Source organism: Prevotella melaninogenica, assembly GCF_013267595.1.
Lineage (GTDB): Bacteria > Bacteroidota > Bacteroidia > Bacteroidales > Bacteroidaceae > Prevotella > Prevotella melaninogenica_D.
In genome coordinates this window covers 482,798-509,519 of record NZ_CP054011.1, presented here as the reverse complement: position 1 = coordinate 509,519, position 26,722 = coordinate 482,798, and the positions used below count along the sequence as shown (strand labels likewise).

Annotated in this window: 20 protein-coding genes, 1 tRNA gene and 2 pseudogenes; 8 read left to right on the top strand and 15 right to left on the bottom strand. The window is 38.4% G+C overall.

Features of this window, described 5'->3' with window-relative positions:
- Positions 1-615: a response regulator transcription factor gene (locus FIU21_RS07345; protein ID WP_036886645.1), complete on the bottom strand. Its 615-nt coding sequence runs from the start codon at positions 613-615 to the stop codon at positions 1-3.
- Positions 616-668: 53 nt separating this feature from the next.
- Complete coding sequence (locus FIU21_RS07340; protein WP_013264377.1) at positions 669-1,625, bottom strand: LuxR C-terminal-related transcriptional regulator; 957 nt, start codon at positions 1,623-1,625, stop codon at positions 669-671.
- 474 nt (positions 1,626-2,099) lie between these two features.
- Between FIU21_RS07340 and FIU21_RS07335 the strand changes: the two genes are divergently transcribed.
- The 3 genes from FIU21_RS07335 to FIU21_RS07325 all read left to right on the top strand — a co-directional run bounded on the left by FIU21_RS07335 (position 2,100) and on the right by FIU21_RS07325 (position 5,131).
- The gene (locus tag FIU21_RS07335) at positions 2,100-3,248 is read left to right on the top strand and encodes a replication initiation protein (RefSeq protein ID WP_004360893.1); all 1,149 of its coding nucleotides are present in this window, start codon (positions 2,100-2,102) and stop codon (positions 3,246-3,248) included.
- A 114-nt stretch (positions 3,249-3,362) separates the two neighbouring features.
- Positions 3,363-4,415, top strand: a complete 1,053-nt coding sequence (locus tag FIU21_RS07330) for a hypothetical protein (protein ID WP_004360892.1) — start codon at positions 3,363-3,365, stop codon at positions 4,413-4,415.
- Positions 4,416-4,429: 14 nt separating this feature from the next.
- A complete protein-coding gene (locus FIU21_RS07325; RefSeq protein WP_004360891.1) occupies positions 4,430-5,131 on the top strand; it encodes a hypothetical protein in 702 nt (233 codons plus the stop codon).
- A gap of 428 nt (positions 5,132-5,559) precedes the next feature.
- Here the strand turns inward: FIU21_RS07325 and FIU21_RS07320 are convergent, their stop codons facing one another.
- The 10 genes from FIU21_RS07320 to FIU21_RS07275 all read right to left on the bottom strand — a co-directional run bounded on the left by FIU21_RS07320 (position 5,560) and on the right by FIU21_RS07275 (position 15,826).
- Positions 5,560-6,102: a 5-formyltetrahydrofolate cyclo-ligase gene (locus tag FIU21_RS07320; protein ID WP_004360890.1), complete on the bottom strand. Its 543-nt coding sequence runs from the start codon at positions 6,100-6,102 to the stop codon at positions 5,560-5,562.
- Positions 6,099-7,778 (bottom strand): S41 family peptidase, encoded by a 1,680-nt coding sequence (locus FIU21_RS07315; RefSeq protein ID WP_004360889.1) that lies wholly within the window; start codon positions 7,776-7,778, stop codon positions 6,099-6,101. The genes FIU21_RS07320 and FIU21_RS07315 overlap by 4 nt, the downstream gene beginning before the upstream one ends.
- A 159-nt stretch (positions 7,779-7,937) precedes the next feature.
- Complete coding sequence (locus FIU21_RS07310) at positions 7,938-8,438, bottom strand: deoxycytidylate deaminase (RefSeq protein ID WP_004360888.1); 501 nt, start codon at positions 8,436-8,438, stop codon at positions 7,938-7,940.
- An 85-nt stretch (positions 8,439-8,523) separates the two neighbouring features.
- Positions 8,524-10,611 carry a M3 family metallopeptidase gene (locus FIU21_RS07305; protein ID WP_004360887.1) on the bottom strand — a complete coding sequence of 696 codons (2,088 nt, stop codon included), beginning with the start codon at positions 10,609-10,611 and terminating at the stop codon, positions 8,524-8,526.
- 491 nt (positions 10,612-11,102) lie between these two features.
- Positions 11,103-11,768, bottom strand: coding sequence for a Crp/Fnr family transcriptional regulator (locus FIU21_RS07300; protein ID WP_004360886.1), 666 nt, complete (start codon positions 11,766-11,768; stop codon positions 11,103-11,105).
- A 54-nt stretch (positions 11,769-11,822) separates the two neighbouring features.
- The gene (locus FIU21_RS07295; RefSeq protein WP_004360885.1) at positions 11,823-12,839 is read right to left on the bottom strand and encodes an FAD:protein FMN transferase; all 1,017 of its coding nucleotides are present in this window, start codon (positions 12,837-12,839) and stop codon (positions 11,823-11,825) included.
- Positions 12,840-12,989: 150 nt separating this feature from the next.
- Positions 12,990-13,682, bottom strand: a complete 693-nt coding sequence (locus FIU21_RS07290) for a DUF6048 family protein (protein WP_155812514.1) — start codon at positions 13,680-13,682, stop codon at positions 12,990-12,992.
- Positions 13,636-14,139, bottom strand: coding sequence for a DUF6452 family protein (locus FIU21_RS07285; protein ID WP_036886639.1), 504 nt, complete (start codon positions 14,137-14,139; stop codon positions 13,636-13,638). The genes FIU21_RS07290 and FIU21_RS07285 overlap by 47 nt, the downstream gene beginning before the upstream one ends.
- Positions 14,140-14,280: 141 nt before the next feature.
- A complete protein-coding gene (locus FIU21_RS07280; protein ID WP_004360882.1) occupies positions 14,281-15,234 on the bottom strand; it encodes a glycosyltransferase family 2 protein in 954 nt (317 codons plus the stop codon).
- A gap of 52 nt (positions 15,235-15,286) precedes the next feature.
- Positions 15,287-15,826 carry a DUF4199 domain-containing protein gene (locus tag FIU21_RS07275; RefSeq protein ID WP_004360881.1) on the bottom strand — a complete coding sequence of 180 codons (540 nt, stop codon included), beginning with the start codon at positions 15,824-15,826 and terminating at the stop codon, positions 15,287-15,289.
- A 259-nt stretch (positions 15,827-16,085) separates the two neighbouring features.
- Between FIU21_RS07275 and FIU21_RS07265 the strand changes: the two genes are divergently transcribed.
- Positions 16,086-16,159, top strand: a tRNA-Thr gene (locus FIU21_RS07265).
- 359 nt (positions 16,160-16,518) lie between these two features.
- Here FIU21_RS07265 and FIU21_RS07260 read toward each other — a convergent pair.
- Together FIU21_RS07260 and FIU21_RS07255 are read right to left on the bottom strand one after the other, a co-directional pair.
- Positions 16,519-16,719 carry a hypothetical protein gene (locus FIU21_RS07260; RefSeq protein WP_004360880.1) on the bottom strand — a complete coding sequence of 67 codons (201 nt, stop codon included), beginning with the start codon at positions 16,717-16,719 and terminating at the stop codon, positions 16,519-16,521.
- A gap of 125 nt (positions 16,720-16,844) precedes the next feature.
- Complete coding sequence (locus FIU21_RS07255; protein WP_004360879.1) at positions 16,845-17,534, bottom strand: HAD family hydrolase; 690 nt, start codon at positions 17,532-17,534, stop codon at positions 16,845-16,847.
- A gap of 540 nt (positions 17,535-18,074) precedes the next feature.
- On the opposite strand from FIU21_RS07255, the gene nrdD reads away from it, so the two are divergent.
- Both nrdD and FIU21_RS07245 read left to right on the top strand, forming a co-directional pair.
- Positions 18,075-20,234, top strand: coding sequence for an anaerobic ribonucleoside-triphosphate reductase (nrdD, locus tag FIU21_RS07250; protein WP_036886637.1), 2,160 nt, complete (start codon positions 18,075-18,077; stop codon positions 20,232-20,234).
- Positions 20,235-20,584: 350 nt separating this feature from the next.
- Positions 20,585-20,956, top strand: a pseudogene (locus FIU21_RS07245) (IS4 family transposase); the annotation flags it as partial.
- An 823-nt stretch (positions 20,957-21,779) separates the two neighbouring features.
- On the opposite strand, the gene FIU21_RS07240 reads toward FIU21_RS07245, so the two are convergent.
- Complete coding sequence (locus FIU21_RS07240) at positions 21,780-22,136, bottom strand: hypothetical protein (RefSeq protein WP_004360875.1); 357 nt, start codon at positions 22,134-22,136, stop codon at positions 21,780-21,782.
- 132 nt (positions 22,137-22,268) lie between these two features.
- On the opposite strand from FIU21_RS07240, the pseudogene FIU21_RS07235 reads away from it, so the two are divergent.
- Both FIU21_RS07235 and FIU21_RS07230 read left to right on the top strand, forming a co-directional pair.
- Positions 22,269-22,543, top strand: a pseudogene (locus FIU21_RS07235) (RNA-binding protein); the annotation flags it as partial.
- A gap of 697 nt (positions 22,544-23,240) precedes the next feature.
- Entirely contained in the window at positions 23,241-26,561 is a 3,321-nt protein-coding gene (locus tag FIU21_RS07230) for a glycosyltransferase family 117 protein (protein WP_004360874.1), read from the top strand.
- Positions 26,562-26,722 lie beyond the last annotated feature (161 nt).

Here is a 26,722-nt window from a genome sequence, read left to right as displayed (position 1 = left end):
TTAAATCTTATTGATATCAATATAACCATGCATCACGGCATAGATAGTTAAGGCAGACACACTCTTCATTCCAAGCTTATCCATAATATTCTTGCGGTGAGTAATAACTGTTGTAAGACTGATATTCAACTTCTCAGCAATCTCTTTGTTAATCAATCCTTGAACTATCAAAGACAAAACCTCTATCTCACGATTGCTTAAGATCTTATTCTTTAATACTTGAGGGAGTTCCGGTAAGTTCTTACCACCAGAGTGACCATACTGTACTATCTTCAGAATAGCTTTAACAAGTTCATCCTCTGGAACATTAATACAAAAACTATGGAAACCAGAAAGCTGTGCATTTGGGTCCTTAGTAATAGTCAGAACAATGGTCTTGTGGATACATTGAGAGAAGAATTGTCTATTTTCTAAGACAATTACTTGTGACACAAAATAATGATAATACGAATTTGGCTGTGCCTTTTCGAACTCCTGGAAGCTTGAAAAAGAATCAACAGTCATGATAGGCATAACATTCTGTAATAGCTGCTTCAATCCTAACACAACAAGTGTGTTAGCATCAACTATCGCAATCTTGGGACGTCCCATATTCATATTAACTGGATGCTCCATCGTTTTGTTTATAGAGTAATAGGGTGACTACCCACCATATTAACAGATTTCTATTAAAGTTTCACGCTACTGATATCCACAAGATTATTAACAATTGCATAGATTGTCAATCCTGCTGGTGAATGTATTTGCAACTTACGAGCGATATTACGTCGATGCGTAATCACCGTGTTAGTTGAAATACACAGATGGTCAGCTATTTCCTTGTTTGTCATTCCTTGTGCAACTGCCACAATTACATCCTTTTCACGATCACTAAGAACCTCGTTTGACACAGGATTCTGCGTAATCATGTTCGAAATCTTTACACTTACATCATTTTGCTTACTCTTTTGTTCTAAGCGTCTGATTACTGGAATAAAGATTTCTTCTTCTACCAAAGCATGCTGTTCAAGCCATGCTTCGCAGTTATATATGTCATATAATGTAGCAGTAAGACGATTGTTATGATGCGCATCGGAAGGCAAATACTTGATGATAATACTCTTCAATTCACGTAACTTCACGTCTGTTTGGCTATGATGCTTAGAATAAGTCTCAACATCGTATGTATCATTTGCCTCACCCTTCAGCAGGCTATCAACATATGGAAACACATTCTTCTCCTCATATTGCATGTGATTATGGATAGAATGAGCATACTCATCATAGAGGCGGAGAATAAGACGGGCAAGATTATCCGTTTCATCCAAAGAAGCACACAACTCTTTACGTATGAAAGGTAACTTATATTCAAGATAATAAGTATGGCTTGCTCGTAAGTATTGCATAAGTGTTGGAATAGACAATCTGTCTACATCATCAAAAGCCTTATATCCGTTTATAGTAAAATTAACTACAGCCAGGAATGTATAAGTGTCTACATTCTGTTCATCACAAACCTCTCTCACGGTTTTATCACCAAAGCCCAAGCTGATACCAAAGCTCCCTAAGCTCTGTAACAGGTCGTAATTATCTCTGATAAGATAAATCATCTTATCATCGGGCTCGTACATTTTCTGATTCTTCATCTTGTCACGTTGTAATGATATCGTATGCAAAATAACAAAAAAAAAGTCAATAATGCAATAGTTGTTGTCAAGTATTTAGTTTTTTATCATTAATTATCATCCTAAAAAATTACACTATAAAAGAGCTACTTAATCATCTAATATTCTCCTAAACCTATAATCTTACGATGTGTTTATCTCGATAGTGGCAGGTAATTCTCACCTTTTTACTAATGTGTTTATGCCCCGCACATATCGTGCGATAGCTTAGCACCAATGGTGTTGTTGGTTAACACTAATGGTGTTGACTACTAAACACCTTACTATATGTTGTAAATAAAAGAACAACCTGCTACTAAAATCGTTTCGCATAATACACTATAAACGACAAAGGGGAAACTATTTTTGTTTATTTAGTGGTTTGTTCCAAATAAAAGCGGTATCTTTGTAACTTCTAAAGTGTTATAAAATACATGATAAGCTAAGACAACTGATATGACAACAGATAAAACAGCCATTAGAAAGGTTACTCGTAAACGTGGAGCAAAAGCACAGAAGGCACCGTTGAAAAGTCGTACTATCTCGAATGACCTTATCCCTATTGAAGAAGAAACATGGCTTCTTCAGCCTATCGCCGTGACGATGATGCGTCATGACTATTCGCTCATCCAGGTGAGGATTCTGGTGTCTATTGTTGAGAGTTTGCAATCTATCTTACATGGTATTTTAAATAACAAACGAGGATTTCAGCTCGACTTATTCCACACTGATGAGTTGGATGAGGACGGACGTATGCCTATAAAACTGCCATTCAAGGAATTAGGTGTCGACCCAAATCACTATCCTCAGTTGAGAAATTCACTGAAGATGCTTGCTTCTATTCCTGTAGAAATACCCTATAAGACAGCTGAAGGAAGAAAGTACACCAAGGCAACCAACCTTTGTGACGTATATATTCCAGAGGATCGCTCTTATAACAAATATGCTATTTTGAAGCTTGATCATAGTGTTGCAGAGCGTCTTGTATCGTTAGACTTCGGTTATCATCGCTTAGGCAAACAGATTGTCTTTGCATGTAAAAACCGCTACACCCAGCGTATCTATATGTTTATAGAGTCATGGGTGGACAAAGGTCGTACTGTCATTAAGACATTGGAGTTCCGTAAGATGCTTCGTTTGGAGAACAACTATAAGAAGTTCTCAGACTTCTGTCGTCGTGTTCTTGACCCTGCCATGCAGGAATTAAAGGAGCTTGCAGAGAAAGGTTTCTGTGATTGTCACTTTGAGTATGAGAAGAAGTATGACCATGGTCAACGTGGTGGTGAGCCAGATGAACTTATCTTCATCATACACCGCACTAAGGATAAGATGAATGTACAATTGCAGGAAATGACACAGAACCAGCGTCGACAGTTCCAGCAATACCTTGTACAATACTTTGACTTCACACCAGTAAATGCGCAAGCAATGGCTGATCGTATTACAGCCGAAACCTACCAGGAGGCTGTACAGAAACTAATGAGCCTACGCGATCGTTTTGCAAAGACATTCGTTAAGGACAAAGCTGCCTATACTTTCAAGAGTCTTGACGAAATGTTGAAGTCGAAGGAAGTTCCCAACACCATAGTAGAGGAAGTGGAATAACATATAGGAACTTTCCCTTACGGAATAGGAATTTACCTATTGGATATTTGAAACCAAACGACTACTTTTGCAATAGAGATATAACATAAGTAGTCATTTTTAAAGGTTACAGATATGAAAAAGAATATTTTATATACATTCGCTTTAGGTTGTTTAAGCCTTTCACTTTCTTCATGTGGTGCATACCTCTCTGCAGGGGGTGGATATGGTAGTCCTGTTTCTGTATATGACGATGGATATAATATTGGATACAGCAGTACATACGGCAGAATTGGATATGAAGAGGCGCGACGACAGGCACTCTTCTTATCAGACAAGATGGCTTATGAACTTGGATTGAGCGACGCACAGTATCAAGCTGTGTATGAGATAAATCTTGACTATCTCCTTAATATGCAGGGTGAACGGTCACTCTATGGAGACTATTGGACACGTCGTAACAGCGATTTGTTCTATGTATTGAATGCTCGCCAATATAACTATTACATAGGTGAAGATTACTTCTACCGTCCAGTTTATTGGTACAATAATAATTATGCTTATAGGGTTTACAATCGTTATATCGACCGCAATTATTATTATCGCTCACGCCCAGCAGAATACTACACCTATCGTGGTGGACGAAACAGATACAATGACAGCTATTACGCAGGACGCTTTGGCGCTCGACGTAATCCACCTACGGTAACCAACCGCACAAGATCGAGTCAAGAGGTTTATCAGAATGGTGGCTCATGGAATACTCCTCAGCAGAATAATGGCTATAGCAGCTTTGGTAATGCAAGAAGAGAGAATATGAACACTGCACCAAGTAGATCTTATAACCAGCAATTTGGAGGAGCAATACCACAGTCTGAAAGACAGACTTATCAACCTCAACAGCAGCAGTATTCTACTCCTCCACAGCCATCAGGTAGCAGGTCTTCATTTGGAAGTGCTTCTCGTTCATCAGCACCAAGTGCTCCAATGAACTCTAATCAGTCTTCATTTGGCGGTGCTTCTCGTTCATCAGTACCAAGTACTCCAATGAATTCGAATCAGTCTTCATTTGGTAATGCTTCTCGCTCATCAGCACCAAGTGTTCCAATGAATTCGAATCAGTCATCATCAGGTTCAACCCGTTCAGATGCACCAACGAATAATAGTCGATTCGGTGGACATAGATAGTAGAAAAATAATATATGAAAATAACGGAAATAAACCGCTCAAGAGTAGCCTCTGTAATGGTCAGGGGCTACTTTCATGCTTTCTTCTCGGGACTGGCTGATGCCTTATATCCAGGGAAGAAAAGATTAGAACCAAAGGAATACAAGCAATTATTAGTTAACAATTTTGATAACCTTTCAGGTCATTTCGTATCTGTACTCTTTCCTGTCCTTATCCGTCTGAACTACTCAGACCTTGATACTGTGGCAGAAGATATGAAGCGACGTCATTTCTCTGAGACAACTTCTGCAAAGATTTTATTGCGTTATGCCTGTGGGAGTAAGGAGTTATATGACCTTGTAACAGCCGAATATCAAAAACAGATGTTTGCTCTGCTTGACGGACATTTACAGTCTGCTGAAGACTATTTTGCTGATTGCCCTACTTTAGCACATGAAAACAACGTTCCTGTTTCACTGGCTATCCGCTCTATCGTTCGTGTACAAATGCAAGCCTATGCAGCTGGAGTAACACAAGCAAAGACAGAGATTAATGGATTGCACCAGGCAACTGTATACCGTTTGATGATTGCTGGAATGATGACACTTCTGCATGAAGAGCCTGTAAAGTTTGAAGAGGAGAATTTGGAAATGATGTTCAGAAAGGTATCATTAAACTCTGATAACTTTGAACATCTCATGAATGAAATGAACCAAGCATACGAAGACTTGGTTTAATACAAATATTTTCGAAACAAAGACTTTAGAGAGGTAGCACTGAAACACTATATCATCTGTCACCATAAAGCAGCTATACAACCTCACTTTTACGGCTTTTAAAGTTAGAATTTATTTTACATTTTATTCTACAAAGCCTGTTAGAAGACGATATAAAACGGCTTTCTTTAACACACCTGTAACCAACTGTAATTCAATATCTTACAATGCAGCATAAGAAAAAGTGCTTAGTTGGCTTTCAAAAGGGCGTTAGTTAGACCTCAAAAGGGCACCTTTTACAATACAATTAGTGCTTAATTGGAATCCAATTAAGCACTAACTACTTTTATTGCAAGAATATTTTTTGACATTATCTATAAATTCTAAAGATACAATACACTATCTTTTTGACTTATAGTAAAGTGATTTTTCCACAGATTCTCATAATCTTAGTAGATACATTCATCTACCTTTATATCTGTCTCTTCAGTTGGTATGTTTGGAAGGAACTGAAAAGGAAAACAGATACCAACCTTATATGCATTTGTGAGCAAAGGAAGAAAACGGTCATAATAACCTTTTCCACGTCCAAGACGATTCCGTTCCTTATCAAAAGCCATGCCTGGAATGAGCGCAAATTCTATAGAAGAGAAATCCGTAAAAGCTTCACCTATAGGCTCAAGTATTCCATAACTACTCGTTTCAAAGGAATTTGGATTACGATAGAGTCGAAGTTCCATTTCGGTATCACTGATGACAACAGGAAGAAGAATAGTCCTTCCTTCATTATGAAGTTGCTTGATGAGGTCATGAGTATAAACCTCATCAGGCAGCGAATTATACAGAAGAACTGTCTTAGCACTTTGAAGACGTGGGTGATTGAGTACTCGCTGGATAAGTGGACGTGACTCCTTTATCAACTCTTCTGTAGAAAACAGTTTCTTTCGTGTCCTCACTTCTTTCCGTAAGGACTTTTTATCAAACTGTATCATCGACGTAGAGGGATTGTTTTACGTAGGGAATCTGAATGCTTCAGAGCCTTCTGCTTTGGTTTAAGCAAAAGTAGAGAAGGCATATGGAACACTCTGATAGCCTCTTTTACAGTTGCATCGTCACGGTTCACATACTCTATCCAAGCCTGCTCATCAAGTATATTATAAATGATGCGACTGTTAAGATAATCCTGCAGAAGTGAGTGTGAACGCATAATCATCAAATTACGTCTGCGCAATCCGTTCTTTTCTGCAAAGTTAACGAAGTCACCTACAAGGTTCTGATGCTCCAAGTAGTTTGCCAATGGTTTTATTTCCCCAAAGCTACTGAGTTTTTTCCTGTTACTATCAGTATAATTGAAAGCATACTGAAGGATAAGTCCACTCATCACAGCTTCCTTATAATAAGAAGTTACCTTTGATGTATCCTCTGGCACAAAGATGTCTGGCGTAATACCACCGCCACCATATACGGTGCGTCCGTTTACTGTATGATAAGCTGGTCCCGCATGTTTGATACTATCCTGAGAGAAGAACTCACCATGCTGATAACGTGTGAGAATATCATTCTCATAGTCAGCATTATCACCAGGCTTGAATGGCTTTTGGATACAACGTCCTGAAGGAGTATAATAACGTGCTATCGTCAATCGAATCAAACTGCCATCATTAAACTGAATTTGCTGCTGTACCAATCCCTTACCAAAGGAACGACGACCAACAATCGTTGCACGATCGTTATCTTGCATAGCACCAGCGAAGATCTCTGCAGCAGAAGCCGAACCCTCATTGATAAGTACAACCATTGGAATATGCTGATAGCTTCCCTTACCATCACTACGATAATTAACACGAGGACTCTTTCTACCTTGTGTATATACAATCAGACGATTCTTTGGAAGGAACTCATTAGCCATCTGTACAGCAGACTCCAAGATACCACCTCCATTATCACGAAGGTCAATAACCAAGTGATCTGCACCCCGAATATTGAGAGTTTGCAAAGCTGCTAACATCTCCGCATAAGTTCTTTCACCAAAACTCTTGATACGAATATAGCCTGTTGTATCATTAAGCATATATGCAGCAGAGACACTCTTCACAGCAATATCACCACGTGTTACCGTGAACATCTTTACTCCCTTTTCACCATATCGCTTAACACCAATCTTTACCTTCGAATCCTTTGGACCCTTAAGACGGTGCATAGCTTCCTCATTTGTAACATCTTTACCAACAAACGATTTACCATTGATACTAACAACCTTGTCACCCGCTAACAAACCAGCCTTGTCTGCAGGTCCATCCTTGATAACATTCTGTATACGCAATGTATCTTGACGAATAGTAAATTCAATTCCAACACCTGAGAAAGAGCCCTTCAAGTCATCCGTAGCCAGCTGCACATCCTTTGCACTGATATAGACAGAATGTGGGTCAAGCTCTGACAGAATCTCAGGAATAGCCTTATCAACAAGTTCATCGATATTAACAGAATCAACATACTGATCATCGATGATATGCAACAGATTACTAAGTCGACTACTACCACTATTAATGATATTTAGACGATTACCTGAGAAATGATTGGCATAGAAAGTACCAATAAGAATACCGACGACAACACATAGTGCCATCAGTAACGGCATGAAATGATTGTTTTTACTCTGATTCATAAAAGCCTAACCCCCACTCTTCCAGATAAGATGAAAGCACCAAGAGGGATTCGATAAATACTTGTTATACTTTGTTTTATTAACAGTGGGGATAAACTATATTAGGTATGAGACCTATTTGATTATACTCCAACAGTTTACTCAAATTCTTATTCTTGTTTATAAAGACGCTGAAGAAGAACTACTGCCATCCTCAAGACTTATATACTCTACTTCAACTCCAGCTCTTGTCAGTAAGTCTATACCATCTGTAAGACGATACTTCTCTGCATAAACAACTCGTCGAATACCTGCCTGAATAATGAGCTTTGCACATTCAATACAAGGAGAAGCTGTTACGTAAAGCGTTGAACCTTCACTATTATTACCACTTCGGGCAAGTTTCGTAATAGCATTGGCTTCAGCGTGGAGGACGTATGGCTTTGTTACGCCAGATTCATCCTCACATATATTTTCAAAACCACTCGGTGTACCGTTATAGCCATCGCTAATAATCATCTTATCCTTCACAACCAAGGCACCAACCTGACGTCGTTTGCAATAAGAATTCTCAGCCCAAATACGTGCCATACGAAGGTAACGATAGTCAACAGCAGCCTTACCTCTTCCCTCTAAAGAAGAAGATGCTGATGAGTGTTTTGATATATGTTCGTTATTCATTCTATTGATAGATTTTATAAATAAACATGGAAACAAACAGCAAAATAGCTATTATCCTTTATCTATTATCCGATTTTCAAAACTATTACAGCCCTTTCGTAAGTCCATCTCTCTCTTTCAACGCATCAATAGTTGGCTCTTGTCCACGGAAACGTTTGTAGAGAGTCATAGGATGTTCTGTACCACCACGTGAGAGAATATTATCTCGGAAACGCTGTGCAGTAGCTTGATTAAAGATTCCTTCTTTCTTAAATACACTGAAAGCATCAGCATCAAGGACCTCTGCCCACTTATAGCTATAATAGCCAGCAGCATAACCTCCTGCCATAATATGAGAGAATTGTACAGTCATACATGTATCCATACGTTGCTCATCAATAATTGCTGGTGCCCATGCTTTCTTCTCAAAGGAGATGATATCCTCGGTGAACTCTTCTTTGTGTGTGTAATAAGCCATATCTAAGAGTCCGAAACTTACCTGTCTCAAACATGCTGTTGCAACTCCATAATTACGGCTGGCTATTACCTTTTCTATCAACTCGTCGGGCATTGGTTCACCTGTCTGATAATGGAAAGCAAAGGTACGGAGGAATTCTTTTTCTACAGCAAAGTTCTCCATAAACTGAGAAGGAAGTTCTACAAAGTCCCACCAAACATTGGTTCCTGATAGACTCTCGAAACGCGTGTTAGCAAATATACCGTGAAGCGAATGACCAAACTCATGCAAGAAGGTCTCAACCTCACCTAATCTTAACAATGCAGGCTTATCCTCTGTAGGCTTAGAGAAGTTCATAACAAGAGAGGCATGTGGGCGTACATTTGTACCATCACGCTCAATCCACTGACCTTGGAACTCTGTCATCCATGCTCCATCACGCTTTCCTTTACGTGGGTGGAAGTCAACATAGAGTACAGCCAAATAACTACCGTCCTTGTCGTAAACCTCATAAGGTTTTACATCTGGATGATAAACAGGTATATCCTTGTTCTCTTTGAAGGTAATACCATAAAGACGTGTAGCCAAGCCAAAGACTCCCTTGATTACATTGCCTAACTCCAAGTAAGGGCGAAGCATCTCGGGATCAAGGTCGTATTTCTTCTTCTTCAGTAACTGACTATAATAAGCTAAATCCCAAGGCTCCATCTTAAAGGCGGCACCCTCTTCTTCCTTAGCTAAAGCTTCTACTTCCTCACGCTCCTCAATAGCCTTTGGTTTATAAGCCTCAATAAGGTCATTAAGAAGTTTATACACATTCTCAACCTTCGTAGCCATGCGATGTTTCATCACATAGTCAGCAAAGGTATCATAACCAAGAAGTTGAGCCATCTCTCTACGAAGATTTATCAGACGCTTACAAAGTTCAAGGTTGTTTGTGTCGTTGTCTTTTATACAGAGCGTGTTGCGCGCCATATAAAGCTCTTTACGCAGTTCACGCTGAGTACTATACATCATAAATGGGCCATAACTTGGGGCATCCAAAGTAAATACCCAGCCTTTTAGTCCATGTTCTTTTGCAGCTTCGTGTGCCGCTTCACGTGCGGTATTAGGAAGTCCATCAAGCTGTTGCTCATCAGTAATGTGCAGAGTATATGCTTTATTCTCCTTCAAAACATTCTGTGAGAACTGCAGTGATAGCATTGAGGCTTCCTCAGTAAGCTTGCGCAAACGGTCCTTTCCAGCTTCATCCAACAAGGCACCACTACGCACGAAGCCCTCATAACTTTTCTCCAACAGACAATTTTCCTCTGGTGTCAACTCTCCATGATGTTCATAGACATACTTGACACGTTCGAAAATCTTAGGATTTAAACTAACATCATTACCATGCTTAGTGAGAATAGGACTCATCTTCTGTGCCAAAGCGTCCATTTCATCATTTGTTTCAGCACTGAGCATATTAAAGAATACACTCTCCACACGACTCAGAAGATCATAGTAATGCTTACGTCCTTTAACCTCATCCTCTGGTATAATCGTATTCTCAAAGGTTGGTTCATCGGGGTTATTAATAATCTTCTCAATCTGCTCGTCCTCACGGCGAATACCTTCCATCATTGCCTCTTCATAATCAGCAAGAGTAATACGGTTGAAAGGTACCGTGTAATGCGGTGTATCATAAGGTAGGAAGAAAGGATTTATACGCTCTTTCTCCCCTGTTATATTATCTATCATTTCTTTTTCTACTTTCTCTTAATTTAATTTACAAAGATAACTCAAAAAAAGGAAATATACTATATAAAGAGGTGGAATTTAACGCAATTTTGTTTCTATATTACATGTAGAGTAATAAGTCTCTACAACTTAAACCCAAATTGACTCATTAGAAACTAATCTGATTCTGTTTTTGTCTGTCTTTGTAACGAAGGCATAGCGAGCTACGTCATATTTACAAAGACAATACAAGATGCCGACAAGATGATAAAAAACATTAAGAAATAATAAGCTGATTAACGCCCAACACGATTGGTGTTTACCATCAGCACGAGATGTGCTAAGCCCCAGCACCATATGTGCTAATTATCAACACGTGTAAAAAAGGGAGTAAAAGAAACTCATTGTTGCACTTAAACAATAAGGAATTAATAACAAATTAATATAGAAAAAGTAACTGAATAGTACTAATATCAAATTAAATATTAGTAAAATAATATAAGAGAAGACATCTATCCTCTTAAGGTTTCCAACTGCGGAATAGTAATAATTCCCCTACTCATTGTTAACAGCCCATCACATTGTAAAGCATTGAGCAAACGAGAGATATTAAGACGACTTTGATGTAACTCTTGAGCAAGGTCTTCCATCGTTATCCTTAACACTTTACGACCTGCTTGTGTAAGACAGCGAAGACGTAAAAAATTAACAAACTGCTGGCGAATGTCACTGGGCTGTTGCCTCCATGGGATATGACTCATTCGCTGTGCTTGCATAGAAATACTATTGAGAAGATTAAGGCGGAAAATAAGATAATTATCAAGTAGACGTAACACCTCTGACTTATCCAACGAAAGCAGACTACAATCTGTCTGCGCTATAAAATCCTTTGTATAGCGTTGCATAAGTCCGAAGAAGTGTTCGGGCTGAATAACTGCTGGTGCCGACAATTCTTCCTCTATACGATAACGATGGTTGTCAGCATGACTTATCACACGAAGTGTACCATTCATTAGAAAGAATAGCTGTGTACATTTATCATCCATGCTTACAAGCGGTTTGTCTGCAATAAGTTTATGAAAGCCAAACTTTGTTTGCCCTACGATATCTGACAATTCATCCGTACTAATACCGATGAAAAGTGGGAGTTCGAGAAGTTTATCGTAGAGTTGGAGCATAGTAATAAAAAAACATATATAGCCGCCTTCTCAAGAGAGAAAGCGGCTATACTTTTATTTAACAACTTTTCCTTTCATTGAAGGGCTATACCATACTTGCAAATTACCTTTCGCATCAGAATAGATGAAGTAAGCCATCAACTCTGGATGACGTTCGAGTAATTTACGTGCTTTCTCGATACCCATTACCATAAACGAAGTAGCATAAGCATCAGCTGTAGCACAGTTTTTAGCTAAGACTGTTGCAGAAAGGAGTGAATGCTGTACAGGATATCCAGTCTTTGGATCAATGGTATGAGCATATTTCTTTCCACCTTTATAATAGAAATTACGGTAGTTACCACTCGTTGCCATAGCCTTATCCGTAACATTCAATACCGTCTGTATCTCTTGATTAACCTTCACGCTATCATCTGTTGGCTTTGTAACACCAATCTTCCAAGGCAGACGCTGTTCACTATTACCCATCGTAACAATCTCACCACCAATCTCCACCATAAAGTTTTTAATACCATTACGACGTAAGAAACGAGCAACAATATCAGAGCCATAGCCCTTAGCAATTGCAGAACAATCAAGCATAACACGCTTATCTGTCTTCTGAATTGTGTTACCAACAAGCTTCACCTTATGATATCCTACAACCTGATGCAAGCTATCTATAGCCTGCTTAGAAGGATGCTGACCAGTCTTAAAACCAAAGCCCCACATATTTACCATTGGAGCAACTGTGACATCGAAAGCTCCATCAGTTTCTTTAGAAATAGACTCAGCGAGTGTAAACACCTCACGAAACATCTCATTCACCTTCACAGGTTTGTTTTGATTAATCTGTGAAATCAACGAATTAGCTTCAAAAGTAGAGAAGGTTTGATTTACCTTCTTCAATTCTGCTTCTATCTGCGGCTGAAGATCTTCATTGCTTTGATAGGTAATATTATAAACTGTACCAAAGATAAATCCCTTGTTATGCTGATATGGCATTGAACGCTGACAACGAACAATAGCTATTGAACCGATTATCAACACAAGAAGAAAAGGAATTTGCCAATATAGTTTTTTCTTATTCATATAATGTTTTTATTTATTAAGAGTTAAGAGAAAGTTAGATTTAGAATGGAATAACTTTTACAGTTAGGACGCACAGGCAGTACGTCCATTAGTAAAAACTATTAGAGAAACTAACAACAAGTTTTCTCTGACTTCTAAATAACTATCTCATTATAGTTCAAAAAGTACATTAAAGGTGGCACCAAGCTGTGATGACCCACCACGACCATAGCCAGGAACATACCAAGCTTCACCTATTTCTCCCATCTTATGAGCTACACGGAGTTTATAACGAACACTCCAACCCATACGAATAGGGCCTAAAATCTTAGCATCAACACTACCAACGAGTTCTGCCCAAAGTTGACTTCCCTTATTACCAAGAGCACCATAAGAGGATTGTGTTCCCCAAATAGGGTCAGCAAGTCCTGGACTAAGAACATCATACTTAAACGAAGTGTAGCCTACTCTACCACCCACCATGAAGCGATAATCGTCATGCTTATTCTTAAGCATATTAAAGTCGCAGCCCACTCGTCCATAAGGTGCACTCGTCTTAAAGTTCGTTCCTGTTGTTTCATCAGTCTTATCAGCCTGTCCTACACCTACTTCAACTACAGGGAAATATCTATCCTTGAGATTTACTCGTAGCAAAGCTTCATACTGACCATATGATGCAAGCCAACGCATAGCAGGTCCAACGAGATCTACACCCACTGCTGCTCCCCTAAAGAAAGGAATACTATCCTCCTTTACCTTTGGCAAAGATGGTCGGTGTTGCGCATTAGCTGTAGTTGGGCACAACAGGAATAATACATTAAGGATTAGTAAAAGTGATAAGTATATGTTCTTTCGTACCATCATAATCAACATTAGGATTACTGATTTCAACCTGACTCACTCGTGTACCCTTTGCTGATACGGCAGTAAGGGTATGAAAGCATGCTGGCGGACAGTCAACACTCTCAAAATGACTTATATTCGTCTTTGACACCGTAACAGTATCAACAGTTGTTACCCCAGCCTTATTTGTGAAGACAAAACGTAACTTGTCACTATCGCCACTATAGCTCATTGGCAAACTAAACTTTGTCGTGTTAACTTGTTTATTTAACAAAATCGTATCTGTTTTGTTCTCACGTATTGCCGAGATAGTAAGTGTGTCGTGTAAAGTATCGCCCTGTACAACATAATTAGCCCATACACCATTGGTTACAGGACAGTCTATGTCGGAACAAGAACCCATCCAGATTGCTCCTCCAAAGAGAAGAGTAATCAAGAGAGTTTTACTTACTATATGTTTAATCTTGCTATAGTTCATTTCCTATTGAATTCTATAAATAAAGTAACGTCAGTTGATAAGAGTTTTCAAACTTATCCTCACAGTTCTCCATTAAGTATGACATATAAAGGGACTGTTGCTGTAAACATCTATCAAAACCTACAGAAAAGAAGACTTCTCCTACATTTCTTTCTCTATCTGATAATCATTTCTGCGTGGATTACTGCGACTGATAAGGTCGCCAATAAAACCAGCAAGGAAAAGCTGTGTACCCATTACCATCGCAACAAGAGCAATAAAGAAGGAAGCATGGTCAGAGAGTAGGTCACCATATACACCATTAACAAGCATAATAACCTTTTCTACAATCAGCCAAAGGAATGCTATAAAACCAATGAAGAACATAAACGAGCCCATCAAGCCAAAGACATGCATTGGCTTCTTACCAAAGTTGGTGAGAAACCAGAGTGTCAATAAGTCAAGATAACCATTGAAGAAACGATTAATTCCAAACTTTGATTTACCATATTTACGTGCTTGATGCTGTACAACCTTCTCACCTATACGTGCGAAGCCTACCTCTTTTGCAAGATAAGGGATATAACGGTGCATCTCACCATATACCTCAATATTCTTCACTACATCACGACGATAGGCTTTCAAACCACAATTAAAGTCATGCAAATTATGTACACCACTAATCTTACGTGCCGTAGCATTGAAAAGTTTTGTTGGTATAGTCTTTGTCAATGGATCATAACGTTTCTGCTTATAACCACTAACAAGGTCGTACTTCTCCTCCATTATCATACGATAAAGTTCTGGTATCTCGTCAGGAGAATCCTGCAAGTCTGCATCCATCGTAATAACAACATCACCTTGAGCAGCATTAAAGCCACAGTAGAGCGCAGGACTCTTACCATAGTTACGACGGAACTTTATCGCATGAACATGTTCCTCATCTTTATGATGTAAATCCTCTATGACATCCCAGCTCTTATCTTTAGAGCCGTCATTGATAAATATTATTTCATACGTGAAGCCATTAGCGTTCATCACGCGCTGAATCCACGCGTGTAATTCTGGTAAACTTTCTTCCTCATTGTAAAGAGGAATAATTACTGATATATCCATATTCTGTATTAGGAGTTTTCTATTAGAAATGAGGAGTTTATTAAGTTTAAATTTAAGACATCTGTCTCTTGCCTTTCTTAGACATAATAGCTGCAATAAATAGAGAGCATAAGCCACCTAACATTACGGCAGTAACAAAAGTGCTTGAGGCTAACGAGTAGGGTTGAAAAGCCTCTGGCAACGCTGCAATAAATTGGTCATATGGAACACCTATAGCTGCGAGAGTGCTTTTTCCCTCGTTACTGGAATAGAGATTAGTAACCATCATGAGTAATTTCCCATTATCAAGATAGTGCATATAAAGCCATTGCAGCAAGCTAAAGATAATTGCAGCATTAAAGAAAACACGTACACAATAAAAAAGACTACAACGAAAAGATATAACTCCATTACGTCCCTCCTCACGAAAAATCTTCAATCGATAAGCAACAAAGAAAGGAGTTGAAATAGAGAGTAAAAAACTAAATTGTGCCAAAACTGGCAGAATGGTTATACCCAACAAGCATGCGAAACTTGCTGCCCAAATGATAGCAAGATAAATACCATCATAACGGGTATAAGCTGTCAGTTGTTTAAAATCTTCGTAAATCATGATACAAAAGTACGGAATATTTATTATAAATAATGTAGTACACTGCCAAATTTATGTTTTTTTGTTAAAAACAGAAAAAGTTTTGATTTCTCTTTGTCAGAAATAAATAATTTATGTATCTTTGCACCCGCTTTAACAGCAATGGTAAAGCATTAGACGGGCAAGTCTCTTACGACCAGCTCCCTTTGAATCCCCCAGGACGGGAACGTAGCAAGGGCAGAAGGTTGTAGCGGTGCGATAGGAATCGCTTGTCCACCCCGCCTCTTTAGCTCAGTTGGCCAGAGCACGTGATTTGTAATCTCGGGGTCGTTGGTTCGAATCCGACAAGAGGCTCAAATTAATAGAATGACTAAGAACACAGAAGAAGGTATGTCGTGAGGCATACCTTTTTTGCATTATAAGGCACAAAAGAAGTTCCTGATAATTAGGCAACAATAGGACTGACCCATTATTCCTATCATCTTTTATTTTCTTATCGACGCCTTGTCCGCCTTTGCGCCTTGACGTAGCCCGCTACGCCTGCGTCCAAAGGACATACAATTTGCTCGATAAGAACAAAACATGTTTAGCTCTAATGGTCAATTGGATTTTAATGGAGGTTCTAAAATAATTTAAAAAGACTTCTGTAAGAACCTTAAACTATCAAGACTATATTTATCTTGGTATTACATTGTCAAGTAGGAGAAAGCCCCCTACTCCCAAATCTTCGCAGCGAGTTTGATAAATTCAACCTTACCATCAATGTAATCAGCAAAATATTCTGCTGCTGGTACACCATCAGGAAGATTACATGAGCCACAACCGCCACACGAAGGTGCCTTACAATGGAAACGTTCTTGAATAAACTCAATTCGCTCTTCTCGGTCTGAATATTCTATTTGTGGTGCTAACATCTAACTTACTATTTGTTTAAAAAGTATTTTATCTCCTCATAATAATCGATCTGCAAACTTACACAAAATATTCGACATATAATGAAATAATTACAAAAGTTTCAGCAAGTAAAAGCAAAACAAGTTTACAAAACTTGCTTCAACTGTGTAAAATACTCCAACTTTAACAAATGAGAGTGTTTATACTCCTCTACAACTTCATGCTGCCATGTTGTATGAAAAGGTATATGAGCTGCCCAACCACCAAGTTTTAATACGGGTTCTATATCCGAACGAAAAGAATTACCTACCATCAATAACTGCTCAACATTAATGGAAAACCTCTCACACAATTGGTAATAAGATGCCTCTGTCTTATCTGAAACAACTATAATATCATCAAAATATGGCTTTAAGCCTGAACGATGAAACTTGTTTTCTTGATCAAGCAGTTCACCTTTTGTAAAGACAACTAAATGGTATTCTCCTCTCTCACGTAAAACCTTCAAAGTTTCTTCAACTCCATCCATTGGCTTGCCTGGTAATTGGAGAAGTTCTTTACCTAATTTTATAATCTTCTCAACCTCATCTGCTTTTAACCTTCCCCCACTTACCTCTATTGCATTCTCCAATAAAGATAATAAGAAAGCCTTACTCCCATAACCCAGAAGTGGCATATTTGCTGTTTCAACAGCAAAAAGAGCTTTAGAAATTTCATCGGCTGAGGCGTATGACTTTAATAGCTCACAATACTCTTTCTCTACCGCCTCAAAATAAGTTTGACACTCCCACAGAGTATCATCTGCATCAAAGGCTATTAATGATATATCTTTCATAACTTTATTGTTTCCACCTGCAAAATTACATTATTTATATGTGTAACACAAATAACAGCCACGAAATAATATCTATATTTAACTAACTACCTTAATGATGTAAGCGTCATTCTAAAAAGATCATTATAGACTTAACTTAAACCCAAATCGGTCATTAGATTACAATATGTATAATTCTTATTACTATGGTATTGTTTCCGAACATCTTTTATTTTCTTAGACTTTAGAATACTTCCCTCAAAAAATATTTCTTCAAAATGAAATAAACATCAATCCCTTTCTCCACCAAGATTCCAAGCATAAAAGTACAGAAAATTAGTAATTTATCCAATATTTTTTAGCCCAAATAATTTTTGCCAAATGAATAGTTTTATATAAATTTGCAACAGAAAGTTTATCAAAATGGAAAACTTTTGAAGAAAAAAAATAAAAAAGTTATCCAAAACTGACAACTTTCACACAAATATAGTGTATTAAAATTACACCTTCTGATAGACAGTAACAACAGAGTTATAAACACCTAAAAAGATAAAATAAGCAATGGAAATGAAGAACTTTACAATCACAAAACGTGATGGGTCAAAGGATCGGTTCTCCCTCGACAAAATTATGAATGCTATTCTCAAGGCATTCGAAAGCGTCAACGAACCTACTGATTTGGGTACTTTATCAAAAATCATCGCTAACTTGAATATTCAAAACGACATCAAGGTAGAAGACATCCAGAATCAGGTTGAGTTGGCACTTATGAAAGAAGGCTATTATCAAGTAGCAAAAAGTTTCATCGTCTATCGTCAGCAACACACAGAAGACCGTGAAACTCTTGAAAAGATGAAGTTTCTTTCTGACTATTGTGTTGCATCAAATGCTGCTACGGGGTCAAAATTTGATGCCAATGCAAATGTTGAACATAAGAACATTGCAACACTTATTGGCGAACTTCCTAAGCAAGGATTTATTCGTCTCAACCGCAGACTACTTGTTGATCGTATTAAGAAGATGTATGGTAAGGACTTGGCTGATGAGTACATTGACCTTCTAAACCACCATTTTATATATAAGAATGACGAGACAAACCTCGCCAACTATTGTGCATCCATCACTATGTACCCTTGGCTTATTGGAGGTACAAATTCAATTGGTGGCAATTCGACAGCGCCAACAAATCTGAAAAGTTTCTGTGGTGGCTTTATTAATATGGTATTCATGGTGTCATCTATGCTCGCTGGAGCTTGCGCTACGCCAGAATTCTTGATGTACATGAACTACTTTATCCAAAAGGAATATGGTAAAGACTACTGGGAGCGTGCTGATGAAGTTGTTGATCTTAGCCTAAGAAAGCGTACGATTGATAAGGTAATTACTGATTACTTTGAACAGATAGTTTATTCACTGAACCAGCCTACAGGTGCTCGCAACTATCAAGCAGTATTCTGGAACATTTCTTATTATGACCGCCCATACTTCGAGTCACTCTTCGGAAACTTCTATTTCCCAGATGGATCACAGCCAGATTGGGAGAGTCTTTCGTGGTTACAGAAACGCTTTATGATTTGGTTTAACCAAGAGCGTCTAAAGACTGTTCTCACCTTCCCTGTAGAAACAATGGCTTTGTTAGCAGAGAATGGTGACTGCAAGGATAAGGAATGGGGTGACTTTGCCGCTAAGATGTATTCTGAGGGACATAGTTTCTTCACATACATGAGCGATAATGCTGACTCACTCAGTTCATGCTGCCGTCTACGTAATGAGATTCAAGATAACGGCTTCTCTTATACACTCGGTGCTGGTGGTGTCTCAACTGGATCAAAGAGTGTATTGACAATCAACCTCAATCGCTGTATTCAGTATGCAGTCAACAACAACCTTGATTACAAGGAGTATCTGACGCATATTATCGAGTTATGTCATAAGGTACAATTAGCATACAATGAAAACCTCAAGGAGTTGCTGCGTAATCACATGCTTCCACTCTTTGATGCTGGATACATCAACATTGATCGCCAGTATCTCACTATTGGTATCAATGGTCTTGTAGAAGCAGCAGAATTCATGGGACTTGACATCACACCGAATGAAGATTATAAGAAGTTCGTACAGACTGTACTTGGATTGATAGAAACACAGAATAAGGCTTTCCGTACAAAGGAAGCTATGTTCAACTGCGAGATGATTCCTGCAGAGAATGTCGGAGTAAAACATGCTAAATGGGACTCTGAAGATGGGTATTTTGTTCCACGCAATTGCTATAACAGCTATTTCTATCGCGTTGAGGACAACTCGTTGACGATTCTTGACAAGTTCAAACTACACGGAGCACCTTATATAGAACATCTAACTGGTGGTTCTGCACTTCACATGAACCTCGAAGAGCACCTCTCTGAGCCACAGTATCGTCAGTTGTTGCGTGTCGCTGCACAGGAAGGTTGCAACTACTTCACATTCAACATTCCAAACACTATCTGCAATGACTGCGGTCATATCGACAAACGTTATATGCACGAATGTCCACATTGCCATTCTAAGAATGTTGATTATCTCACTCGCATCATTGGTTACATGAAACGTATTAGTAACTTCTCTGTACCTCGCCAAGAGGAAGCACACCGCCGTTTCTATGCAGGAGAAGATAAATATACAGTTAATACAACAAATGAGAAGTTATGTAAAGAAACGGTTACTGAAACCAAGAACGCATAACAGACATTATTGTAAAAACGCTTTAACTTACTAATAGGGTTGACAGACTTCACGTCTAACACCTTAAAATCATTTACGGACACACGCTTATGTGTGTCCGTATTTGTTTATATTATTCTTCATAGATTTCATGCTGCAACATTCAAAAATAAATCTAAGTATCCACAAAACATATTTGACACACAACGCTGTTAAAAAACTCGCCCTACTTACCAATAAAATCACATACCTAAAGTTTTCGACAATGTAAAAGACAGGTTCGTATTGGGCTACAAACTGTTACTTTCTGCTTCTTTGACGGCAAGACAACCATCCCCTGTGATTTTTCACTGCATCAGAAAAAGGGGAAAAAGGAAACTAAGCTGTATCTCGGATTAGGTGGTTATCAAGGTTGCGACTTCAATGGTCAGATAGCCGACGCAACGCTGTGTTACCTTACATATACCGTCATGGCTTTGGAAAAGAGATTCACAGAATATCAAACCATGGACGAACTCTTTTCAGATATGGAGGACGACCTCATGGCACTCATGTTATGGAAGAGAGCTCTTGCCTGTATTGAACACATTCTTCGTGTTTTAGGAGAAACGCTTGGGGTGACGCTCCAACACCTTATACCTACAATCAGCGGCAACGACAAAGAGTTGAGCAAAATCCTTGTAATGGCTGAAGCATTGGAAAAATGGGATGATGTATATGGAACACTGCATAACCTCAGTTAGTCATGTGTTAAAAGGCAATGGATATGAAGGACGACAGACAAAGGAAAATGAGAAAAGTTAGTGTTTTAAGGGGTGGGAAACTTTAGTTATATTAAATTAGCAAGACCCTACGTATCTCTTTTCCATTCATAAATATATTCATCTTTTCTATCATCATAGGATGATAATGATTCTATTACTATCTTAATTGAATTATGTTTATAATTAAAAAAGATATTGAGAATATGCCCTTCCAAAATATAACTTATTTTCGAGAGCCTTCCGAATTTAGTATATAGCTTTATGTCTTTTATTATATCGTAGGACAAATAAGATTGTAATATTACAGGACTAAATAAAACATTAAAACGACAATTCAGATTACGAAATGTTATATGGGTGCTATTTTTATTTATAGAAATCGATATATGATCTGAAACTTCATCACCATTCGGAAGAATGGATTCATAGATGTCTTGCAAATCAGAAATATACTCCTCTAATAGGAATGCATGTTTAACATAAGGAGACAAAAAAGTCTCCTTATGCAGTTTAAATTTAGAATAGAAATTTATGACACGAAGATCAGAGTTCTTGTACACTTTTGTTTTTGCAAAAGAATAAACATAAATATTCTTTTTATAAATTACAGAATCGGCCTTATTCCCATCGCTATCGCTTTGCACAAGATGTCTCAACTGTCCTTTAGATGTATAACTCCTAATCTGGACTTCTTTTGTATTGTAATAAAGTTTCCAGACATTTTGAGCTTTATTATCTACCAGACAAGAAGAAAATAAAATGCAAAAAAATACTCTTCGAAGCCATAAATTTGAAAATAAAATCATTTTAGAGTCCTCCAAAAAATAGTTAATCCATATTGTGCAGTGGAAGTAAGCCTAATTCTTCCCTTATTCTTCATACCTCCATAATTGTATCCTGCAGTTTTTTTCTGCGGAACATTAAATAATCCATTACCATTTTTTTTATTTACAGCATTCTTCCACGATGCATACTCCACCCCATGCATACTCCACCCCATGACGTTCATTTTATACATAAAAGTACCATTTGATGGCTTATTCTGAAACTCCTTAGGAATCATTGCTTGTTCTGAACCATCCCATTGATCTGCTCCATTGCTATAATCTATAGAACCTGGTGTAAATGCATTTATAACAGCAGCATTGGCTGTTTGCATTGCATTTGTTTGTTTGCTTATCTAAAGTTTCCCACCCTAATAAATAAGATAGAAAAAACAGTTTGTCGAATTTCCTTTGTAAATTAGTAATCGCTAAAGAACTGATTTTAAAGACAAAACAATAAAACTATTATGGAAGCAAAAATAAAGAAAATAAGCGAGTTATCCAAACTTTTGAATGTTAAAACTCGAATGAGTGATGATTTATTTCATCTTTTTGGCAAGTTTGGCATCAGTCACTTGTTATCTCGCCTTTCATTATAGATGACACCATGCTTGGGGAGAATAGCGTGAGAATGCAGGGTATTAGTCGTGTTTTCAATCATGTAAGAGGCAGATGTGTATTGGGCAACAAACTGCTACTTCGTGTATCCTTTGACAGCAAGACAACCATACCCTTTGTTTTTTTTATCATTCCAGTCCAATTTGACAACTTATAGCTAAGTGAAAAGTACTCCATCCCATTGGTGTTAGTAGTTCGCACCAATGGTGCTTACCAACAGCACAATATGTGCTAAGCAACACTACAAGTATTTTAAAGTTTCTATATGCAAACTTATATCAAGATGAAAAAGAATGAATACTCATATCAAACTTTCGAATAGTTTAGTCATCCTTCTTAAACACAATCATTTGTGCTTCCCTAAAACTTATTGGTATATCTATATTAACCGAATGCACTTTAATGCGCCCAACTTCAGTATTCAGAGAACAAAGTATTTCTCTAAAAATAATTTTGCTGTCACTACTGTCATCCAAAATCATCATATAACTTATTAGTTTACAGTGGTATTACATGAAATGTTAAAAGTGACAGCAACTTAAAATAAAAAATACTCTTGTAAGATGTGTAAAATAATCCTTCTATTCGAGTGTAAAACTTCATAAAAACACACTTACATAATCTTACCTTTATGCTTTAACCCAAGCAAATAAAGTCAATTCAAAACGTTAGTCATGTTCTTTTCATCACATTTTATTATAATTTCTCCACTCTCTTTATGTTGTTTTGATTAATATTATTATCTTTGCAGTGATTATTTCGAAATAAATATCTCTGCTTATCCGAGAAAGATGAGTAGACAGTAAATTCTAATCGTATAAATGAAACAATTCAGACTGGTGGACAACATCGTCGGATGGCTTGCATTCTTTATTGCAGCCTTCGTCTACTGTTCCACAATTGAACCGACAGCCAGTTTCTGGGACTGTCCCGAATTCATTACAACAGGCTATAAACTGGAGATTGGACACCCTCCTGGGGCACCATTCTTTATGCTTACAGCCAATCTCTTCTCACATTTTGCAAGCGACCCAACAGAGGTAGCACGTATGGTTAACACCATGAGCGCATTGCTTTCGGCAACGTGTATCATGTTCCTGTTTTGGACCATTACCCACCTCTCACGTAGACTGATTGTGCGTGATGGTGAAGCTCCTTCACTTGCAAAAAATATCGCCATCGAAGGTGCAGGCCTTGTTGGTGCACTGATTTATACTTTCAGTGACACTTTCTGGTTCTCAGCAGTTGAGGGCGAGGTATATGCCTATTCATCAGCGTTTACAGCTGTTGTTTTCTGGCTTATATTGAAATGGGAAGATAATGCAGACAAACCTCATTCTGACCGTTGGTTGATACTGATTACCTATATGACTGGTCTGTCTATTGGTGTGCACCTACTCAACCTCCTTTGTATTCCAGCCATTGCACTGGTTTACTATTATAAGAAGGTGCCAGATGCAAACTTGAAGGGTTCACTCTTTGCCTTGCTCCTCTCTGTAGTCCTCGTTGCAGCCGTTCTGTATGGTGTTGTTCCAGGTATTATCACAGTAGGTGGTTGGTTTGAGTTGTTCTTCACGAATACACTTGGCATGCCATTCAACACGGGTACCATTATTTATATTGCCTTACTCATTGCTTCTTTTATTTGGGGCATTTATGAGACATATCAGGATAAGAACCCACGCCGTCAGAATATAGCATTCTTGGCAGCACTGGGATTGATTGGTATTCCATTCTATGGCTATGGATGGACAGCATTCTTTACTGGACTTGTCGTACTTGCACTCGTTTACGTACTGCTTCAGTGGCAGCGTCCATTTAACAAAGATGGCAAGAAGCAGCGTGTTGCACTTGTTTCTTCACGCATAAAGAATACAGCTTTGCTTTGTATGCTGATGTTGTTTATCGGCTACTCTTCATATGCTGTAATCGTTATACGCTCAACAGCCAATCCACCAATGGATCAGAATTCACCAGAGGATATCTTTACTTTGGGTAGTTATCTGAGTCGTGACCAGTATGGTGACCATCCATTACTCTACGGACAGGCATATTCAAGTCAGCCTGCAGTTGCAGAAGACGGTATGCACTATAAGTTTGATGAGGGTGCTCCGGTCTATGAACGTAAGGAGAAAGCGTCTAAAGACGAGAAAGACTCTTACTTCATTGTTCGTCATAAAGCAACACAGGTTTTTGAACAGAATATGTTATTCCCACGTATGTACAACCCTGGTTCTGCTGGTCTATACGAACAGTGGATGGGTGGTATTACTGGACATGATGTTGATGGCGTAAAGATGCCTACACAATGGGAAAACTTAAAGTTCTTCCTTTCTTACCAGTGTAACTTCATGTACTGGCGTTACTTCATGTGGAACTTTGCAGGACGACAGAACGATATTCAAGGTAACGGTGAACCAGAACATGGTAACTGGATTACAGGTATATCATTCATTGACAATTCGCTTTATGGTGACCAAAACTTGTTACCAGATGAGTTGAAAGCAAACAAGGGACACAACGTCTTCTATTGTCTACCATTATTGCTCGGATTAATCGGTCTTTTCTGGCAGGCATGGCGTGGAAAACGTGGTATACAACAGTTCTGGGTCGTATTCTTCTTGTTCTTTATGACTGGTCTTGCCATTGTTATCTACCTGAATCAGACACCAAGTCAGCCACGTGAACGTGACTATGCTTATGCTGCTTCATTCTATGCATACGCTATCTGGTGTGGATTAGGAGTATTGGCACTCTACGACTGGGCACGTAAACTCAAGGTTGCACCAGTATTATCAGCCTCTGTCATCTCACTTGTTTGTCTGCTTGTCCCTATCCAGATGGCATCTCAAACATGGGATGACCACGATCGCTCAGGTCGATATACTTGCCGTGACTTTGGTCAGAACTATCTTAATTCATTACAGCAGAAGGGTAATCCTATTATCTTTACGAATGGTGACAACGATACCTTCCCACTTTGGTATAACCAAGAGGTTGAGGGAGTGCGTACAGATACACGTGTTTGTAACCTTTCTTATCTGCAGACAGACTGGTACATCGATCAAATGCGCCGTCCAGCATACAACTCACCAAGTGTACCTATATCATGGCCACGCCTTGATTATGTAAGTGGAACAAATGAGTATGTACAGATTCAACCAGAATTCAAGGAACAAATACGAGAGTTCTATAAGCAGGATCCTGTTTCAGCAAAGGCACAATTTGGTGACGACCCATTTGAATTAAAGAATATTCTCAAGTATTGGGTACGCTCAAAGAATGCTGACAGCCATGTTATCCCTACTGATACCATCTACATGACTATCGATAAGGAGGCTGTTCGTCGCAGTGGTATGATGCGTCCAGGTGATTCTATTCCAGATCGAATGGTTATCTCATTGGCAGGAAAACAAGCTTTATACAAGAATGACTTGATGATGCTTGAGATGATTGCTAACTGTAACTGGACACGTCCTCTCTATGTAGCTGTAACCGTTGGAGCTGAGAACTTTATGAACTTAGGTGAAAACTTCATTCAAGAAGGTCTCGTAAATCGTATTACTCCATTCTCTACAATGGACAATGCAAATTCTACTGGCATCAATATGCGTAACTTCGATACAGAGAAGACTTATGATGTCATGATGAATCGCTTCAAATGGGGTGGTCTTAGCAAGCCAGGACTTTACATCGATGAAACTGTAGCTCGTATGTGCTATACACATCGCCGTGAGATGGCTGACCTTGCACTTCACCTCATTGCAAAGGGTGAGAAGGCTAAAGCGTTGAAAGTATTACAGAAGGCTGAGAAGGAAATACCAAGCTATAACGTGCCAATCAGCTACATGAGTGGTTCATCAGATATGGCACGTGCATACGCATTACTTGGTCAGAAAGTAAAGGCACGCCAGATGTATGATGATTTGTGGAAGATTTCACTTCAGTATGTAAACTACTATTTGAGTCTTAATCCTCGTCTCTTCAATATGTCTCAGAGTTCATGTAAGATGAATTTCCAGATTATGATGAATCTTGTTAACGAGAATGAACAAGCTGATCGTGAATGGGCAAACAAACATGCAACCCAGCTTGACAATCTTTTTGTAAGATTCAAAAATAGAGGTGGTGCATTGATGTAGGATTACTATAATCCTATTAAAGAGATTCAAAACTAAAAGCCAGAATCTGGTTGTCCTTAAAGACAGCCAAACTCTGGCTTTTTGCTTTACACTATCCACTCTTAGCTTTACACAAACAAGCTCTTAGTTGAATAGACGATAATAATATTAAAGTACAGATT

Bases quoted from the DNA above. Each gene is read 5' to 3' on its own strand.
- FIU21_RS07285 (WP_036886639.1), bottom strand. From the start codon at position 14,139: ATGAACTATAGCAAGATTAAACATATAGTAAGTAAAACTCTCTTGATT.
- FIU21_RS07340 (WP_013264377.1), bottom strand. From the start codon at position 1,625: ATGAAGAATCAGAAAATGTACGAGCCCGATGATAAGATGATTTATCTT.
- FIU21_RS07300 (WP_004360886.1), bottom strand. From the start codon at position 11,768: ATGCTCCAACTCTACGATAAACTTCTCGAACTCCCACTTTTCATCGGT.
- FIU21_RS07320 (WP_004360890.1), bottom strand. From the start codon at position 6,102: ATGATACAGTTTGATAAAAAGTCCTTACGGAAAGAAGTGAGGACACGA.
- FIU21_RS07290 (WP_155812514.1), bottom strand. From the start codon at position 13,682: ATGATGGTACGAAAGAACATATACTTATCACTTTTACTAATCCTTAAT.
- FIU21_RS07255 (WP_004360879.1), bottom strand. From the start codon at position 17,534: ATGAAAGATATATCATTAATAGCCTTTGATGCAGATGATACTCTGTGG.
- FIU21_RS07315 (WP_004360889.1), bottom strand. From the start codon at position 7,778: ATGAATCAGAGTAAAAACAATCATTTCATGCCGTTACTGATGGCACTA.
- FIU21_RS07345 (WP_036886645.1), bottom strand. From the start codon at position 615: ATGGAGCATCCAGTTAATATGAATATGGGACGTCCCAAGATTGCGATA.
- FIU21_RS07330 (WP_004360892.1), top strand. From the start codon at position 3,363: ATGAAAAAGAATATTTTATATACATTCGCTTTAGGTTGTTTAAGCCTT.
- nrdD (WP_036886637.1), top strand. From the start codon at position 18,075: ATGGAAATGAAGAACTTTACAATCACAAAACGTGATGGGTCAAAGGAT.
- FIU21_RS07240 (WP_004360875.1), bottom strand. From the start codon at position 22,136: ATGCAAACAGCCAATGCTGCTGTTATAAATGCATTTACACCAGGTTCT.
- FIU21_RS07310 (WP_004360888.1), bottom strand. From the start codon at position 8,438: ATGAATAACGAACATATATCAAAACACTCATCAGCATCTTCTTCTTTA.
- FIU21_RS07275 (WP_004360881.1), bottom strand. From the start codon at position 15,826: ATGATTTACGAAGATTTTAAACAACTGACAGCTTATACCCGTTATGAT.
- FIU21_RS07305 (WP_004360887.1), bottom strand. From the start codon at position 10,611: ATGATAGATAATATAACAGGGGAGAAAGAGCGTATAAATCCTTTCTTC.
- FIU21_RS07335 (WP_004360893.1), top strand. From the start codon at position 2,100: ATGACAACAGATAAAACAGCCATTAGAAAGGTTACTCGTAAACGTGGA.
- FIU21_RS07295 (WP_004360885.1), bottom strand. From the start codon at position 12,839: ATGAATAAGAAAAAACTATATTGGCAAATTCCTTTTCTTCTTGTGTTG.
- FIU21_RS07260 (WP_004360880.1), bottom strand. From the start codon at position 16,719: ATGTTAGCACCACAAATAGAATATTCAGACCGAGAAGAGCGAATTGAG.
- FIU21_RS07325 (WP_004360891.1), top strand. From the start codon at position 4,430: ATGAAAATAACGGAAATAAACCGCTCAAGAGTAGCCTCTGTAATGGTC.
- FIU21_RS07230 (WP_004360874.1), top strand. From the start codon at position 23,241: ATGAAACAATTCAGACTGGTGGACAACATCGTCGGATGGCTTGCATTC.
- FIU21_RS07280 (WP_004360882.1), bottom strand. From the start codon at position 15,234: ATGGATATATCAGTAATTATTCCTCTTTACAATGAGGAAGAAAGTTTA.